The sequence below is a fragment of the Mangrovibacterium sp. genome, from assembly GCF_059905295.1.
In genome coordinates this window covers 20,086-38,110 of record NZ_JBZQJF010000279.1, presented here as the reverse complement: position 1 = coordinate 38,110, position 18,025 = coordinate 20,086, and the positions used below count along the sequence as shown (strand labels likewise).

At 43.3% G+C, this 18,025-nt stretch carries 14 protein-coding genes; 4 read left to right on the top strand and 10 right to left on the bottom strand.

Going from position 1 to position 18,025, the window contains the following annotated elements; genetic code table 11:
- The 8 genes from AC37HE_RS14405 to AC37HE_RS14370 form a co-directional block, all read right to left on the bottom strand.
- Positions 1-333, bottom strand: a 333-nt coding sequence (locus AC37HE_RS14405; protein WP_500783551.1) for a glutamate racemase, incomplete at its 3' end; no start/stop codon positions are given.
- 72 nt (positions 334-405) lie between these two features.
- The gene (locus tag AC37HE_RS14400) at positions 406-912 is read right to left on the bottom strand and encodes an OmpH/Skp family outer membrane protein (RefSeq protein ID WP_500783550.1); all 507 of its coding nucleotides are present in this window, start codon (positions 910-912) and stop codon (positions 406-408) included.
- 42 nt (positions 913-954) lie between these two features.
- The gene (locus AC37HE_RS14395) at positions 955-1,467 is read right to left on the bottom strand and encodes an OmpH/Skp family outer membrane protein (protein WP_500783549.1); all 513 of its coding nucleotides are present in this window, start codon (positions 1,465-1,467) and stop codon (positions 955-957) included.
- A 67-nt stretch (positions 1,468-1,534) separates the two neighbouring features.
- Positions 1,535-4,129, bottom strand: a complete 2,595-nt coding sequence (bamA, locus tag AC37HE_RS14390; protein WP_500783548.1) for an outer membrane protein assembly factor BamA — start codon at positions 4,127-4,129, stop codon at positions 1,535-1,537.
- A 14-nt stretch (positions 4,130-4,143) separates the two neighbouring features.
- On the bottom strand, positions 4,144-4,887 hold the full coding sequence (uppS, locus tag AC37HE_RS14385) for an undecaprenyl pyrophosphate synthase (RefSeq protein WP_500783547.1): 744 nt from the start codon (positions 4,885-4,887) through the stop codon (positions 4,144-4,146).
- Position 4,888: 1 nt separating this feature from the next.
- On the bottom strand, positions 4,889-5,620 hold the full coding sequence (gene porG, locus AC37HE_RS14380; RefSeq protein WP_500783546.1) for a type IX secretion system protein PorG: 732 nt from the start codon (positions 5,618-5,620) through the stop codon (positions 4,889-4,891).
- Positions 5,621-5,800: 180 nt separating this feature from the next.
- A complete protein-coding gene (locus AC37HE_RS14375; protein ID WP_500783545.1) occupies positions 5,801-6,685 on the bottom strand; it encodes an NAD kinase in 885 nt (294 codons plus the stop codon).
- 11 nt (positions 6,686-6,696) lie between these two features.
- Entirely contained in the window at positions 6,697-7,371 is a 675-nt protein-coding gene (locus AC37HE_RS14370) for a CBS domain-containing protein (protein WP_500783544.1), read from the bottom strand.
- Positions 7,372-7,428: 57 nt separating this feature from the next.
- Here AC37HE_RS14370 and AC37HE_RS14365 point away from each other — a divergent pair, with 57 nt between their 5' ends.
- Positions 7,429-8,145, top strand: coding sequence for a pyridoxine 5'-phosphate synthase (locus AC37HE_RS14365; protein ID WP_500783543.1), 717 nt, complete (start codon positions 7,429-7,431; stop codon positions 8,143-8,145).
- Positions 8,146-8,286: 141 nt separating this feature from the next.
- Positions 8,287-9,099 (top strand): alpha/beta fold hydrolase, encoded by an 813-nt coding sequence (locus AC37HE_RS14360; RefSeq protein WP_500783542.1) that lies wholly within the window; start codon positions 8,287-8,289, stop codon positions 9,097-9,099.
- Between the two features lie 46 nt (positions 9,100-9,145).
- Here AC37HE_RS14360 and malQ read toward each other — a convergent pair whose 3' ends face one another.
- The gene (malQ, locus tag AC37HE_RS14355; protein WP_500783541.1) at positions 9,146-10,648 is read right to left on the bottom strand and encodes a 4-alpha-glucanotransferase; all 1,503 of its coding nucleotides are present in this window, start codon (positions 10,646-10,648) and stop codon (positions 9,146-9,148) included.
- Positions 10,649-10,887: 239 nt separating this feature from the next.
- Between malQ and AC37HE_RS14350 the strand changes: the two genes are divergently transcribed.
- Positions 10,888-11,718: a CvfB family protein gene (locus AC37HE_RS14350; RefSeq protein WP_500783540.1), complete on the top strand. Its 831-nt coding sequence runs from the start codon at positions 10,888-10,890 to the stop codon at positions 11,716-11,718.
- Positions 11,719-11,788: 70 nt separating this feature from the next.
- The gene (locus AC37HE_RS14345; protein WP_500783539.1) at positions 11,789-14,029 is read left to right on the top strand and encodes a type IA DNA topoisomerase; all 2,241 of its coding nucleotides are present in this window, start codon (positions 11,789-11,791) and stop codon (positions 14,027-14,029) included.
- Positions 14,030-14,324: 295 nt separating this feature from the next.
- Here AC37HE_RS14345 and purL read toward each other — a convergent pair whose 3' ends face one another.
- Positions 14,325-18,017, bottom strand: coding sequence for a phosphoribosylformylglycinamidine synthase (purL, locus tag AC37HE_RS14340; RefSeq protein WP_500783538.1), 3,693 nt, complete (start codon positions 18,015-18,017; stop codon positions 14,325-14,327).
- Positions 18,018-18,025 lie beyond the last annotated feature (8 nt).

Genomic DNA, 18,025 nt, shown 5'->3' with positions numbered 1-18,025 from the left:
GGCATATTCTACGCTTGGGCGGATTACACCCAAAACGCGCTTATTTGGGGCTAATTCCGGAAGATTTCTCTGCTGAATAGAGCGAAGTGCTTTGGCTGAGGCCGTATTGCAGGCTAAAATAACCAACTGGCATCCCCTTGAAAACAATTCCTTAACAGCTTCGAGGGTATATTCATAAACAACATCGAAAGAGCGGGTACCATACGGTGTTCGGGCATTATCACCAAGATACAGAAAGTCGTATGCCGGAAGTTGATTCGCAAATTCCTTCAGCACGGTTAAACCACCGTAACCAGAGTCAAAAACGCCAATAGGATGATATTCTGCAGACATAAAATAGCTTTTCAACAAAAATAAAAAAAGCCACCTGAAACAGATGGCTTTTGAAACTTTTATAGCGTATGATTAGATTCCTAATTTCGCTTTAACCAAAGGCAATAAATCGATACTTGCATTTGATTTGTATAGAACAGCATTTGAATCGAAAACGTAAATTACACCTTGCTCTTTAGCAACAGCTTCAATAGTTTCGTTTGCTTTCTTATAAATCGGCTGCATCAACTCAGCTTGCTTTTGTTGCAATTTTTGTTGTGCACTTTGGTTAAACGTTTGAATACGTTGTTGCAGGTTTTGTAAATCTTCTTCTTTAGCTTGACGTACGATGTCAGTTAATGAATCAGCTTTTTGCGTGTATTCTGCTAGTTTATCTTGAAATTCTTTTTGCATACTGGCTAACTGATCTTCTAATCCTTTAGCTTGGGTTTCCAACGTTTTTTGAGCAGTTGCAGTTTCAGGCATCGCTTGAATCAAGGCTTGCGAATCGATATGCGCAAACTTTAATGTTTGTGCTTTAACAAGCCCTGCTGAAAACAGCATGATTGCTACCAAACAAATTTTGACAACACTTTTCATATTTTCCTATTGATTTTAATTTTGATGAACAAATATAGAAGATTAATTCTTATAACCAAGCTTTTGCAGGACCTGATCACTCAGGTCAAACTTAGGGTTAGTGTACAACATAGACATCCCTCCGGCCTTATCGAAAATCACCGCATAACTGCCTTCATTAGCAATTTCCTGAACGGCGTTAAAGATATCATCCTGAATGGGTTTCACCAATCCTTCACGTTTTTTATAAAGCTCTCCTTCCGGTCCGAAATACTGACGCTGTAAGGACTTATATTCTTTCTCTTTGGTGATAATTACATCTTCACGTTTCCGCTTCATATCATCGGACAATAAGACTGCTTCTGTCTCGTAATCGCTGTACATCTTCTCCAATTCAGCGTGCATGTCCTCCAACTCTTTCTGATATTGGCTCGAAATCTGATCCAATTGTTGTTGAGCAGCAGTATAAGCTGGTATATTTTCCAGAATATAATCTGTATCAACAAAAGCATATTTCTGTGCCCAGGTTGCACCGGCAACAAGCAAGAATGCAACAATAAATACAATCTTTTTCATGTGTCTTTCATTTAATTGTTCCTACTGAAAACCAATAAAGACAAAATCCAAGCCAAACCGCTTATTATCAGAACTGCTGTCCGATAACAAAGTGGAACTGACTGCCGGAGACTGATGAATCCCCGTTAATATCATCGAAACCATAGCCCCAGTCAATACCCATCAAACCAAACATAGGCAGGAAGATCCGCACACCAACACCGGCTGATCGTTTCAAATCGAAGGGGTTATAATCTTCAAAGTTCATCCAGGCATTACCACCTTCCATAAATCCAAGTACATAAATTGTCGCCGAAGGTTTCAGTGTTACCGGATAACGTAATTCCAAAGTAACTTTGTCGTAAATATTTGATCCCGTGGTCGGACTCAAACTGTAATCCTGGTAACCACGCAACGCAACAATATCTGCTCCATAGAAATTATACCCCGACATACCGGACCCACCAACCCTGAATCGTTCGAAGGGTGATCGCCTATTCTTATCATAATAGCCGAGGAATCCGTACTCTACATTCGTGCGCAAAACCAAATTCCTGTTTTTAGACAAAGGAACATACCATCCGCCCTTGAATTTCCACTTGTGATATTCAATCCACTTGTATCGTTCTTCACTAGTCAGGTCAGTCCGACTGTAATCAACTCCATTCAACAAAGAGAATGGTGGAGTGAATTGTAAGGAGAGTGAAAATTCAGAACCGCTCCTTGGATATAATGGTTGGTCTATTGAGTTTCGTGAAAATGTTGTTTTGAAACTAAAGTTATTAAACTGCCCACTACCATCAGTATTACCATCACTAAGGAAGTAGTAGTAGTTCGCCATATTCTTCAGGTTGTAATGCTGGAAGGCTACCTCGTGATACATTTGGAAATAGTCATCCGGCCATTTCAATCGGTAACCATATCCAAGTGATACTGAGGAAGTCACCTGAACCTGATCGCTTGAAGATGTTTGGTAACTGGTTCCATATGAACTATATCCGTACGGTGAATTGTATCCGTAACTGTAATTGTAATAACCACTACCGTAAGGACTGTAACTACTATTATAATAGTTGTTGGCTGAATAGTTCACACGAGAACGAGACAAAGAAATTGAGAATGAGTTTGGTTTTTTACCACCTAACCATGGCTCAACAAATGACAAGCTGTATGAATTATAGAATTTACCACTGGTTTGTGCACGAATGGCTAAAGTCTGACCATCACCGGTAGGCAACGGACGCCAAGCTTCTTTATTAAAAATGTTACGAACTGAGAAGTTTGAGAATTTCAAACCAACTGTACCGACAAACATACGAGCACCCCAACCACCTGACAACTCAATCTGGTCGTTGGCTTTTTCCTGTAGCTCATATTTAATATCCACTGTTCCATCTTCCGGATGAGGAATTGGAACCGGGTTAATTGCTTCCGGATCAAAATGTCCTAATTGTGAAAGTTCACGAACTGAACGAATAATCAACGCCTTACTGAAAAGATCACCAGGATAAGTACGCAATTCGCGACGAGCAACGTGTTCGTGTGTCTTTGTATTACCTGTAATAATTACTTTATTAATTGTAGCTTGCGTTCCTTCATAAATCCGCATCTCGTAATTAATGGTATCACCTTTAATACTTGATTCTACCGGGTCAAGGTTGAAGAACAGGTAACCATTATCCAAATAAAGGTTGCTTACCGCGTCCTCATCTTCATTCAAACGTTTATTTAATGTCTTTTGATCAAATACATCACCCTTCTTAACCCCCAGGACAGCACTCAAATAATCAGAAGGATAGACCGTATTTCCCATCCAGCGTACATCACCGAAATAGTACTTATCTCCTTCGTCCATATAAATATCAATCTTAACACGACTGTTGGGTAAGGAAGTAACCGTATCGGCTACAATTGTCGCATCGCGATAACCCTTCTCATTGTATTTATCAATAATGAACGCCTTATCTTCCTTATATTTGTCTTCTAAGAACTTCTTAGTACGAAAGAAGTTCCTTATGCCACGTTCATTGGTTTTCTTCATGGCTTTGCGTAATAGCCCTTCACTCAAGTGTTCAACTCCGTGAAAAACAATCTGATCCACCTTAACCTTTTCTTTCTTGTCAACCTTAATATCCAGAATCACACTGTTCACCTGGGTGGTATCGTCGCGCTGAACAATGTTAACCTCTGTATTCAGGTATCCCTTTTCATGAAAAATGCCGGTAATAATACGTTCGGCATTAATCAATTGGTTATCGGTAACCTGACTTCCTTTTAATAATAAAACCTTCTCAGTAATATCATCACGTTCAGATTTAGATACACCGAAAAAGTTGACACCGGACAAACGTGGTCTTTCCTGCAATTGAATCTGCAACCAGATTTTATCACCAATGACTTTGGTCGCTTCAATTTTAACATCCGAAAACATTTGGTTTCCCCAAAGTTTCTTGATGGCATTTGATATATCCTCGCCGGGAACTGTAATTTCTTCTCCGACGCTAAGTCCGGAGACTTGAATTAAAACATTCGTATCCAAATAACGAATTCCGACAACTTCAATATCGGCTATCGTGTATTTTTTTGGACTTGAATAATAAATTGAAAAGTTTGTTCCTTCTTCCTGAGCAAAGGCACCCAAGCTCATCATAAAGAATACGAAGAAAATTCTGATTTTGTGCATTTCCTGACTGTTGTTTAGCTCACAATTTGTTGACTGGTTTTTCCAAAACGACGTTCTCTGTTCTGAAAGTCGTAAACGGCTTCAAACAAGTTTTCCTTGGTGAAGTCGGGCCATAATACCGGAGTAAAATAAAACTCAGTATAGGCAATTTGCCATAACAAAAAGTTACTTATTCGAGTTTCCCCACTGGTACGAATAAGCAACTCTGGATCCGGAATTCCATTTGTGGCTAAATATTTATCAATTAGTTCCTTGTTTATCTCTTGAGGTTGTAATTTCTCTTCTTTAACATCAGTGGCTATTTGACGGATTGCCTCTGTAATTTCCCACTTCGAACTATAGCTCAAAGCTAATACGAGAGTCAAGCCGGTACTGTCCTTCAATTCTTTGATCGACCAGTTGAGTTTCTCCTGAACCTCAGCCGGGAGACTTTCAATATCTCCAATCATGGTCAGTTTCACATTTTGCTTTTTGAGGTCTTCGGTTTCATTATTAATGGCATGAACCAAAAGCCCCATTAATGCATCGACTTCAGCCTTTGGCCGCGACCAGTTTTCTGTTGAAAAAGCATAAAGGGTAAGATACTTAATACCTATTTCAGCGGCACCTTCAACAACTGACCGTACCGATTCAACTCCATTTTCGTGTCCGAAAACCCGCTCATTTCCATGTAAGGCAGCCCATCTTCCATTTCCATCCATAATGATGGCGACGTGTTCCGGAATTTTAGTTGTATCAAGTTTATCTTTTAGCGTCATTCTAATTTATATTATCATAGGCCGGGCATTTTTTGCCTCCCTGGTAAAACCGGTAGCAAACATGCACACCTAGATGATAGGTCCAATCATTATTATGGAGAGTACTTCGGTATTCTGTCAAAACATTAGTTGTCGGGTTAATAAAAGCTTTCGGATCATCCAGGTTATCCATTCGATCGTCGAAATATTTCCGGAACTGGCTTTCCAGTCCAACGCTCCATCTTTCACCGATATTAAATTTAAAACCAAATCCAAACGGCATATTCAAGGCAGTAACATTTTTGTTATCCCCCGCAGGATCAACATAAGCACCAACTGCATTTAATGAATCTGCATTAAATTTATAGGGATACAAACTCACGCCTAATCCACCAATCAGGTAAGTCGTAATTGAATACTTACTGCTTCCGATGATGTATTTAAAAAAGTTGAATTCAAACATCGCAGAAACATCCGTTACTGTTTTATTGAATTCCCATGGCGAGGTTTCGTATTCCCCTGTAGCTTTCATTCGTTCCAACATGACGGTACCCCGAACAGAATAGCGCGGATTAAAATTATACCGCAAAAACACTCCTGCTGCAGGACCTAAAGAACTCGTTGTTTTGACATAGGTCATATCACCAGAATACGTACCTAAGCCTCCCCAAAGGCCTATGTCAGCTGATTGTTGTTGAGCTTGTACAAATTGTATAAAAACCACACTTAACGCAATTAAAAGCAATCTTTTCATTTACAATCTTTTTGATGAAAGGGTTGAAAAAAGACAGCATTGCAAGTGTTTCAAGCATCAATAATTACATCTGAACATAACACCTTCCAAAGGCTACAAAAGTAATATAATTCTCAAAACATCATGCCTGCCGCATACTATAAAACCCAAATTGAGGTTAAAAATTGTTAAGTCGGAAAATTAATTTCGGCGGTCGGTTCCCCACATCAATTTATTGCGCAAAGTACTAAAGAAACCATACCCGGGGAGCTTCAGTGTTTTAACCTGAAAATTGGCTTTACTTATCTCTACGGTGCCTGGAAAATTAATGGCTTGTGAGCGGGAATCAAGCGAACACAAGAATTGCTGACCACGGCCTTCTACACTTAGAACAATCCGACAATCATCGGGAACCACAATCGGACGCATGGTGAGGTTGTGTGGTGCAATCGGCGTAATCACAAAACTCTTCGAATTGGGGGGTAAAATGGGACCACCAACGCTCAAAGAATAAGCTGTAGACCCGGTAGGGGTACTAATAATTAAGCCATCAGCCCAATAAGTTGTCAGATACTCATCATCCAAATAGGTATGGATACTAATCATCGACGAACTGTCCATTTTGGTGACAGTGATCTCATTCAAGGCATAATTAAAGTCGCCAAACAATTCAGTTCCCTCAACAAATTGCAATACGGAGCGTTCTTCAACGTCGTACTGCTCCGTCAAAAGCATCTGAACAGCTTCAGCCATATCTTCCCGAGAAATGGCAGATAAAAAGCCTAATCTCCCCGTATTAAAGCCAATAACCGGAATGGACTTATTTTTCAAGGTCAGCATCGACTTCAATAAGGTTCCGTCGCCACCAATACTAAAGAGGAATTTCACTGACTCGGGTAATTCGTAGCCAAAAGTGAAAAAACCGGCAATTTGGGGGTGAGACGGACAACGGTCTTTGATAGAATCGTAAAATGGTTTATAAATATAGATTTCAATTTCCCGCTCATGCAGCAGCAAAAAGAGCCGGCTGAGATCAGGTATAAAAGAAGAATCAATACTAAGTCCAAAAACAGCAACGCTCATCATGATTTGGTGGGCTAAATATTCATGTATTTCATTAACAATTCAAACCGATCGTCATACATATGTTTCAGGATACTTTCATCCATAAACACAGAACGAATCTTATAATCAAAGCGAATAAAGGTCTGAATAATCCCCGACAAATCCATTTGATTCACCTTTAAGGTAACCAACAACTGGTTTGCATTCTCGGCTTTCGACACATAAAAACTTAAGATCTTAGCATCGTTACCTTCCACAATTCGCGCTATTTCCGAAAGGGAATAATCAACCGGATTCAACTCAAGTACAATCACACCGCCAGGTTCCTTCACAGCTACCAAATCGGCAAACTGGTGAGCTAAATCAGTTGCAGTAACCACGCCGATATACTGATGATCATCGTCGAGAACCGGAACCAATGAAAGCTTCATTTCCGAAACGATTGAAACCACCTCGTAAATGTGCTGATTCTGATGTACGTGCGGTTGCATCAAATTATCGCTGCAATCAGCCATCGCAACCTCGTTCAGGTTCAAATCATAGATCGTCCTGTCGGAGATTAAACCGACATAGCGATGATTATCCACAATCGGCAAATGCGAAATACGGAAAATCTCCATCCAGTTCAATGCCTTTTGACCATTGTCAGTCAGGCGCAACGACGGAATAACGTCCGATATGAGATTAATAGCTAACAATTCTTTCAATCTTAATTTTTAGGTTCAAATAATTAAATTGTAAATTTGGACATTCATTTAATTATTATGACCAGACTAAGTGTAAATATAAACAAAATAGCGACACTGAGAAATTCCAGAGGTGGTTCTGTACCCAGTGTTGTTGATGCCACCATTAACTGTCAGAAATTTGGTGCTGAGGGGATTACAATTCATCCAAGACCGGATGAAAGACATATTCGCCGACAAGACGTGTACGACATTAAGCCTCACATTTACACCGAATTAAACATCGAAGGATATCCAAGTGAAGATTTCGTGAAATTAGTGATCGATGTGAAGGCAGATCAGGCAACCTTAGTACCGGACAAGCCCGGACAGTTAACATCGGATCATGGATGGAACACCATTAAAGATGCTGATTTTCTGAAATCGGTGATCAAACAGTTAAAAGCTGCCGGTATCCGTACCTCTGTTTTTGTTGATCCGGATCCAAGAATGGTCGAGGGTGCTCAACATGTTGGTGCCGATCGTGTTGAACTGTATACCGAACCGTATGCCAGCCAATACATGCAGGACGCCGAAAAAGCAGTCGCACCTTTTATTGAAGCAGCAAAAATGGCTAAAGCTCTGGGGCTGGGCATCAATGCAGGACACGATTTGAATCTGAAGAACCTGAAATATTTGGTTGATATGATTCCTTATATCGACGAAGTTTCCATTGGACATGCCTTAATTGCCGATGCCCTTTACATGGGACTTCACCAAACTATTCGGGAATATCTGGAATGTCTTAAACCTTAAATCCTCTCAAGCGTTTTAAGGTTCAGGTTTGGTAAAAGCACCGGAACTTTTTGCAACAAGCAGTGCAAGCGTATCAATCGGTGAATAAGCAATCATCGGTGGCTACGCTTTCATTTTTTATACGAAGAAACAAACAACCCAATGGAATTATTTTTCAGAGAAGAAGGCTCGCAGGGAAAGAACATTGTCATTGTCCATGGTCTTTACGGATCGTCAGACAATTGGTTAACGGTAGGAAAAAAGCTGGGGAAGCATCATCATGTTTACCTGATCGATCAGCGCAACCACGGTCGATCCCCCAATGCCGACGAGCACACTTATGAAACGATGAAGGAAGATTTGGCGGAGTTTTTTGAGCAGCAAAATATTGACAAAGCAATTGTGATTGGTCACAGTATGGGTGGAAAGACAGCCATGTATTTTGCGGCCGAATATCCCGAAAAGATTGAAAAGTTGATCGTGGCTGACATTGCTCCCAAAGATTACCTGGAACTCGGTGAAAACAGCCAGTACTACCAGCACCAGTTAATATTGGAAACTCTGATCGAACTTAAAAACACCTGCTCAGATTACCATTCGCGAGATGAAATTGCCGAGTTCCTTTTATTGAAACTGGGCAGTCAGGATTTAGTCCTATTCCTCCTGAAAAGTATTTACCTGGATAAGGAAACTAAGCTGTTCAAATGTCGCGTGAATGTAGAAGTGCTTTACGATTCGCTCGACGAGGTAATCAGTGGCATGAATTACCGCTGGCTCGAAGATCGTATTCCAATAATGGGTTACCCGGTGCTATTTATTCGCGGAGCTAAATCAAATTACCTCACCGAAGAAGATGTGAAAATGGTCAAAGAAATTTATCCCGAAGCACAAATCACCACTATCCCCAATGCGGGCCACTGGCTTCATGCCGAACAACCCAAACTGTTTATGGATGCACTCGTAAGTTTTATCTAGTCACGGATATTATTCGCTGGTTACTACCCGCTTTTAGAACAGCACGCTATTGGATTTTTACCACACGGTTATACTTCTTCGTTAAATCGGCCAGAAATTCCCGCTGTGTTTTCTTAAGCATCTTCCATTCCATGCGCCATTCCCAGTTATTTTCGACTGTTCCGGGCGTATTCATCCGGTGTTTACCATCAAGCTCCAGCAAATCCTGCATCGGAACAATCGCAATCTTTGCAACCGATGCCCAGGCACTTTCCACCAGGTTGTGATGCATTGTACTCCAGCTTCCTTTGTAGTATTTTTTTAGGTTGTGGCGTTCTTCTTTAGTTGCCTCTTTCAACCAACCCAAGGTTGTATCATTATCATGTGTTCCGGTGTACACAGCGAAGTTTGTACCGTAATTATGCGGCAAATTAACATCCGATTCGTCACCGGAAAATGCAAACTGAAGCACTTTCATGCCGGGCAATTGAAAAGCATCGCGCAAAGCTTCAACCTCAGGGGTTATAATGCCCAAATCCTCGGCAATAACCGGCAGGTAACCTAACTGCGACTTCAGTAAGCTCAACATCTCAAAACCTTTGGCCGGCACCCACTCACCATTGATCGCTGTTTCTTCGCTGGCAGGGATCGACCAAAACGATTCCAATCCACGGAAGTGATCAATACGTACCAGGTCGTACATGCGTAAGTTATAGTGAATGCGGGCAGCCCACCAATCGTACTCGCGCTCGGCCAGTCGCTCCCAATTAAAAACAGGACAACCCCAATACTGGCCGGTTTCACTGAAATAGTCGGGCGGCACACCCCCAACATGGGTCATTTCTCCGTTCTTATCTAGCTGAAAGATATCCTGATTACCCCAGACATCAGAACTGTCCAGTGACACATACAGCGGTAGGTCTCCAAAAATGAGAATCCCTTTGGAATTGGCGTAATTCTTCAATTGAAACCACTGACGGAAGAAAATAAACTGAACAAACCGATGATAATTCACCTCAATGTCTTCCTCCAGCAAAGCCATATCAATCGCATGCGGATCACGCTTTTTCAATTCATCTGCCCACTCGTTCCAGCATAATTCTTCATCGGAATTTTTCAGAGCCCGAAACAAAGCATAGTCTGTCAACCACCACGAATGTTCCCCCAGGAAAGTGTAGTAATCTTCCTTCCAGTCATCAAAATTTAGTTGAAAACTCTCGTAGGCATCACGCAACAAAGCCGATTTTTCGTTGACCACCAAGTCATAATCAACCGTTTGTGCCGACATTTCGGGCAGCTGCTGTAGCTGCTCTTCCTGCAAAAGTCCTTCCTCAACCAACTGTTCCAAGCTGATAAAAAGCAAATTCCCTGCAAACACAGAATACGACTGGTAAGGCGAATTACCATAGCCTGTAGGACCAATCGGTAAAATTTGCCACAACCGCTGGTTGGTTTCAGCCAAAAAATCGACAAATGCATAGGCATCTTTACCCAAAGTGCCAATTCCATATTTATTGGGCAGCGAGCTTAAATGCATTAAAACCCCACTGCTTCTTTCCATTTCTTTCATAAATAATCTGTACTAATATTATCCGGCATATCATTCCCCTACATCATTCATTAACTTACCGGATTACTCCTGTTTCAAACAAAAATAATTGATTTATTGTTCCGACACACCCTTTGAAATAAAAAGCTGATATTCAATTTACTTTTCATTGGTCGATTGTTCGCCCTATTCTTGAAGAAATAAAGGTCGGGTAATCTCGTTCGAAAGCACTACCTTTGCGCACATACAAAAACAAATTTATGGCAGAGATTGGCTTAATCAACAAACTGGAAGTTGTTAAAACTGTTGACTTTGGTGTTTACCTCGATGGTGGGCCGCAAGGTGAGATTTTATTACCGAAGCGGTATGTTCCCGAAGATTGTCAGCCCGGCGACGAAGTTGATGTGTTTATATACCTTGACTCGGAAGATCGCCTGGTAGCAACCAATGAAACCCCTAAAGCGATGGTTGGCGAATTTGCCATGTTGCGTGTTGTCTCCACAACGCCCATTGGAGCCTTTATGGACTGGGGCTTGCAAAAAGACCTGCTGGTACCCTTTCGCGAGCAGCAATTCCCGATGGAAGAAGGCCGCAACTACCTTGTTTTTGTGTACCTGGACCACGAAACACAACGGATCGTTGGCTCCTCTAAGTTGGATAAGTTTGTAGATAACCTACCTGTTGACTATGAAGTGGGTGAAGAAGTTGACCTGATTATTGCCGGCAAAACAGACCTTGGATATAAAGCCATTATCGATAACAGCCACTGGGGACTGATCTTCAAGAATGAAGTTTTTCAACCTCTAAAGCAAGGCGATCAGCTAAAAGGCTACATCAAGAATATTCGCCCCGACGAGAAAATTGACCTTGTATTGCAAAAGCCGGGATACGAAAAAATCGACGACATTGCCCAAGGCGTGCTCGACAAATTAAAAGAAGCGGGTAACTTTCTACCAGCCAATGATAAAACTTCACCAGACGAGATCTCAAGAATGTTTGGTATCAGTAAGAAAAACTTCAAAAAGGCCATTGGCTCGCTTTACAAGCAACGACTCATTACGATCAATGACGACGGAATTCGGCTGACCTAAGCCAAGAGAGCAAGTGAGATTAAAAATTACCTAACGTTAAAACAAACACAACAAATCCGATTCGCTTAGAATGAAACTTTGCATCGCCGAAAAACCAAGTGTTGCCAAAGAAATTGCTCAAATACTGGGTGCTAAAACCCGCCGCGACGGCTTCTTCGAAGGGAATGGCTATTGGGTTAGCTGGACCTTTGGACACTTGTGTACACTGAAAGAACCACACGATTACACCGACAAATGGAAATACTGGGACATGCGCTACCTCCCCATGATTCCTCCACGTTTCGGCATTAAAGTGATTGACGACGGCGGTGTGCAAAAGCAATTCAAGACACTCGAAAAACTCATTCGCGAAGCCGATGAGATCATCAACTGTGGTGATGCCGGCCAGGAAGGAGAACTCATTCAGCGTTGGGTACTAACCAAGGCCATTGCCAAAGCTCCGATAAAACGTTTATGGATTTCATCGCTAACTGAAGAGGCAATCCGCGAAGGTTTTGACAAGCTAATGGATGCTTCCGAATTTGATAAACTCTATGAGGCCGGCAGTGCCCGTGCTATAGGCGACTGGCTGCTGGGTATGAACGCTACCCGCGCTTACACCCTCAAATACGGACAAAACAAGCAGGTGCTTTCCATCGGGCGGGTACAAACACCAACACTGGCCATGATCGTAGAGCGCCAACTGGAAATTGAAAACTTTCAGCCGGTCCCCTACTGGGAAATCAAGACCCTGTACCGCGACACGGTTTTCTCAGCAACGAGCGGCCGTTTCCAGAAGCCCGAAGATGCACAAACAGTGTTGCAGGAAATCTCAGGGATCGACCTTTATATTGGCAAAATTGAAACGAAAAAGAGTAACGAGCATCCGCCAAGGCTCTTCGACCTGACATCGCTCCAGGTGGAATGTAACCGCAAGTTCAGCCTCAGTGCCGATGATACGTTACGCACCATTCAATCGCTTTACGAGAAGAAGGTAACCACCTATCCGCGTGTAGACACTACTTTCCTATCGGACGATATTTACAAGAAGGTGCCTTCCATCCTCAAGAATATGAAAGGCTACGAATCATTGACACAGCCCATCATTGAGGCCGGAAAGATTCGCAAGTCGAAGAAGGTGTTTGATAACAAGAAGATTACTGATCACCACGCCATCATACCAACAGGACAAAACCGCATCGACCTGACCGAGATTGAACGGAAAGTATTCCACATGGTTTGCCGTCGTTTTATTGGTGTATTTTATCCCGATTGCGAGGCTGCAAATACCACAGTAGAAGCCAGTATCGGTAAGCACGACTTCAAAGCCACCGGCAAGCAAATTCTTAAACCAGGTTGGCGTGTGGTCTTCCAGAAAGACGATAATGACGATAAAAGTGATGATCGAATCTTACCGGCCTTCACCACGGGCGAGCATGGCCCCCATCAGCCCGATTTGCAGGAAAAGCAAACACAACCACCGCAATACTATACTGAAGCGACTTTGCTCCGTGCCATGGAAACAGCCGGTAAAAATATGGACGATGACGAGCTGCGCGAGCTGATGAAAGAAAATGGCATTGGTCGCCCTTCAACCCGCGCCAACATCATCGAAACGTTGTTCCGCCGCCGCTACATCCAAAAGGAGCGCAAGCGTCTGGTGGCCACACCTACGGGCGTTGATTTGATTGCCAGCATCGAAAACGACATGTTAAAATCGGCCGAGCTAACCGGGCAGTGGGAGCGTAAATTGCGCCAGATTGAAAACGACGAGCTTGACATTGCCCAGTTTATGGACGAGATGAAGCAGATGGTATCGGATGTGATTAACCAGGTAAAAAGCTCGCCACGCAGGCAAATCACCATCCTTGAGGATGAAGAGAAACTGAAGGCCAAAGCCAAAGAAGAAGCCAAGCAGCAAAAGAAAAAGGAAGCCGCCAAAGCTGCTGAAGACCTGGCCTGCCCCAAGTGCGGCAACGGGAAACTCCTGAAAGGCAACTCGGCCTGGGGATGCTCGGAATGGAAAAACGGCTGCCGCTTTATGATTCCTTTTGAGCTGTTTGGTAAAAAACTAACCGACAAGCAGGCGGTGACACTGGCTGACAAAAAGAAGAGCCCGATGATTAAAGGATTCACCTACGACGACCTGAAAATTGACGGCAGACTACTGATCAGCAATGAGGCTGAAATCATTTTAAACACTGAGATCAAAGAAGACAGCACCTGCCCCAAATGCAACGTTGGGAAAATTGTGAAAGGGAAAACAGCATACGGCTGCACCAATTTCAAAGCAGGCTGCAACTTCCGGATTCCCTTTGAGGTGAAAGCATAAAAAGCCACTAAATAAAGACTAAAAGCTGGAACAGAGCATCGATAGAAGGCACGATTGGGACAGTTAACGAACCTTCAGCATCTATCTTAAAAACCTCAGCATCTTTTCTAAAACTTCTCTTCACCTCCTTAAAAAGCCCCTCCAAAAATACTTTTCGTTTCCTGTCAGAACACAGTTTTCCTCCAGTAGCTTGATCTTTTTCAACCGACCACAAGCAGTTAAATTTCCACGAAAGCGACACAAAAAAAACGGCTATCCGTTGGGGACAGCCGCTTTGAGTTATGCATTTTAGTACTTATGCTTTTGTTTTATCGATGATCCAGTTGCGTGCATTCACAAAGGCTTCGATCCACGGAGCAACTTCCTCTTTTTTGCGGTTAGCCGGGTAATATGGCCACAACCACGGACGGAAAGCACGTTCCAGGTGAGGCATCATTGCCAGGTGACGACCATCTTTCGAACAAATGGCAGCTGCATCGTAGTCGGAACCGTTCGGGTTACCCGGGTAGAATTTATTGGCGTATTTGAATGGAATATTGTATTCGCTCTCAGCATACGGGAAGCTGAATTTTCCTTCACCGTGTGCAATCCAAACACCCAACTTCATGCCGGCCATTGTTTTCAACATCACCGAATTGTTTTCTGCGATTTCAACGCCTATGAAGTTCGACTCGAACTTGTGTGACTCGTTGTGCAACATCTTTGGCATTTGCTCGTGTTCCGGGTAGATCAAGCCCAACTCAACAGCCAACTGACAACCGTTGCACACACCTAAACTCAGGGTATCCTCACGCTTGTAGAAATTCTCCAAAGCCACGCGAGCCTTTTCGTTGTATTTGAAAGCACCGGCCCATCCCTTGGCGGATCCCAGTACGTCGGAGTTTGAGAAACCACCGACATAAACAATCAGGTTCACATCTTCCAGTGTTTCACGTCCGGCAATCAGGTCGGTCATGTGAACGTCTTTCACATCGAAACCAGCCAGATACAACATGTAAGCCATTTCGCGGTCACCATTCACCCCTTTTTCGCGGATGATAGCCGCTTTCACACCACTTGCAGTACGACGTTTCAAATCGATGCCATAGTCGGCTGCCTTACCTGTAAAGTCTTTGAAATCGTAAACCAGCTCGTTTTTCTTGTAGTTTTTGAAACGCTCCAAAGCCAGTTTTTCACCACTTTGCTTGCGATCCATCAAGTATGATGTTTTGAACCACAACTCACGCAATGAATCAATATCTAAGTCGAAGCTTGCAGCACCGTTTACAACAGTGAACTCTCTCGCTTCGGCAGGTGTACCAATTTTCACAAAACGAACTCCGGAAGCATTCAGCTTGTTTTCGAAGGCCGCTGCATCAGCAGCCTGAACAACAATTGCCGGGTTCTCGTTGAAGAAAGCTTTCACGCTATCCGCCTCGCCCAATCCCGAAAGATCCAGTTTCAAACCGCTTTCGTTATCACTGAAACACATTTCCAGCAAGCTGGTAATCAAACCACCTGAAGCCACATCGTGACCGGCAACAATCAACTCTTCTTCAATCAAATCCTGAACTGCGTTGAAAGTCTTCACGAAATATTCAGCATCAGTAACAGTTGGCGCTTCTTGGCCAATCTTGTTTACCACCTGACCTAAAGCACTTCCGCCTAAAGCCAACGCTGTTGATGAGAAGTCGATATAATAAACCGGTTTGTTAGCGTCGTTCACCAATACCGGCTCAATTACTTTTTTCACGTCGGTAACTTCACCCGAAGCCGAAACGATCACGGTACCCGGAGAGTAAACCACATCGTCCTTGTACTTCTGTGTCATCGACATGGAGTCTTTACCTGTCGGGATGTTTACGCCCAGCGCACAAGCGAAGTCGCTGGCAGCTTTAACGGCACTGTAGATCCGGGCATTTTCTCCAGCATTCTTTGCAGGCCACATCCAGTTGGCACTCAACGAAACACTACGGATTTTATCCGGCATCGGCGCCCAAATGATGTTGGTCAACGATTCAGCAATTGAAAGAACAGAACCTTTTGCAGGGTCAATCATCGCTGCTACCGGCGCGTGACCAATCGAAGTTGCCAAGCCGGCTTTACCTTGATAGTCCAGAGTAATCACCCCCAAGTTATTCAACGGCAAGTGCAATTTACCTGCACCTTGCTGTTTGGCAATACGTCCAGTCACTGAACGGTCAACTTTATTAGTCAACCAGTCTTTACAAGCTACACCTTCCAGTTGCAAAACATCTTCCAGGTAGCTTTCTATTTTAGCAGGCTCGTAGGCCAGTTCTTCAAATTTCTCGGTTGTTGTAGTGTCCGTCAAAACCGTCTTTGGGGGATTACCGAACATGTAAGCCAATTGCCAGTCGATTGGTGTTTCACCTGTTTTTGAGTTTTTGAAGGTGAACTGCATATCGCCGGTTGCTTCGCCGATAACATACATCGGAGAACGTTCGCGGTCGGCAATATCTTTCAACAAGTTTACATCTTTCTCGTGCATCACCAAGCCCATACGCTCCTGCGACTCGTTACCAATCAATTCTTTTTGCGACAGCGTAGGATCACCGCAAGGCAATTTGTCGGTATCAATCAAGCCACCGGTTTCTTCCACCAGCTCCGACAAACAGTTCAGGTGACCACCGGCACCATGGTCGTGAATTGAAACGATTGGGTTTTCATCCGATTCAGACAAAGCCCGAATGGCGTTGTAAGCGCGCTTCTGCATTTCCGGGTTAGCACGTTGTACGGCATTCAGCTCAATGGCATTTTCGTATTCACCGGTTGCCACCGACGATACAGCTCCACCACCCATTCCGATGCGGTAGTTATCGCCACCTAACAGAACAACCTTATCCCCTTTCACCGGTGAATCTTTCAGGCTGTCCTTTTTGCGGCCAAAACCAATACCACCGGCCAGCATGATTACTTTATCGAAACCGTATTTTTTGTAATTCTCAAAATGTTCGAAAGTCAAAACAGAACCACAAATCAGCGGCTGACCAAATTTGTTACCGAAGTCACTGGCTCCGTTTGAGGCTTTAATCAGGATTTCTTCCGGTGTTTGGTATAGCCACGGACGTTCTTCGGTGGCCTGTTCCCAGTTACGGGCATCTTCAGTACGAGGGTACGAAGTCATGTAAACAGCAGTACCGGCAATTGGCAAAGCACCTTTACCACCGGCAATACGGTCGCGAATTTCACCACCTGTACCGGTTGCTGCACCGTTGAACGGTTCAACCGTAGTTGGAAAGTTGTGCGTTTCAGCTTTTAGCGAAAGCACTGTTTCAATATCTTTTACTTCGAAGAAATCAGGTTTATCCTGCGTCTTCGGAGCAAATTGTTCAACCACCGGTCCCTGCACGAATGAGCAGTTATCCTTATAAGCCGATATAATTTTATTGGGGTTAGTCTCCGAGGTCTTCTTAATCATTTTGAAAAGCGAGCTTTCCATTTCTACCCCGTCGATTACAAAAATACCGTTGAAAATTTTGTGACGGCAGTGTTCTGAATTTACTTGTGAGAAACCGAACACTTCACTGTCGGTCAACTTCCGGCCCAATTTTTCAGAAACCTCGTTTAAGTAAGCAATTTCATCTTCACTCAAAGCCAAACCTTCCTGCTCGTTGTAGGCAGTAATGTTTTCAATCCCGACAATCGGGTCCGGCTTTTTATTGATTGTAAATAGGTCTTGTTTTAAACCGTTGTACATCCGTTGAAGCATGGGGTCGAATCCGGCATTGTCGTCCGGAACAGCCAAAAACTCTTCAATACGAATGATGCCTGAAAGTCCCATATTTTGGGTGATTTCCACAGCATTTGTACTCCATGGTGTAATCATTTCGCGACGTGGCCCAACAAAAAAGCCTTCGATTGATTCACCATCAACAAACGTTGCTTCGCCAAATAGCCAAACCAGTTTTTCGATGTCTGCCTCTGCAAAAGAATTTGTTGATTGCACCGCGAGAACAGTGCTTTGAGGAGTTTTAAAAAATGAAATCATGTTGAATC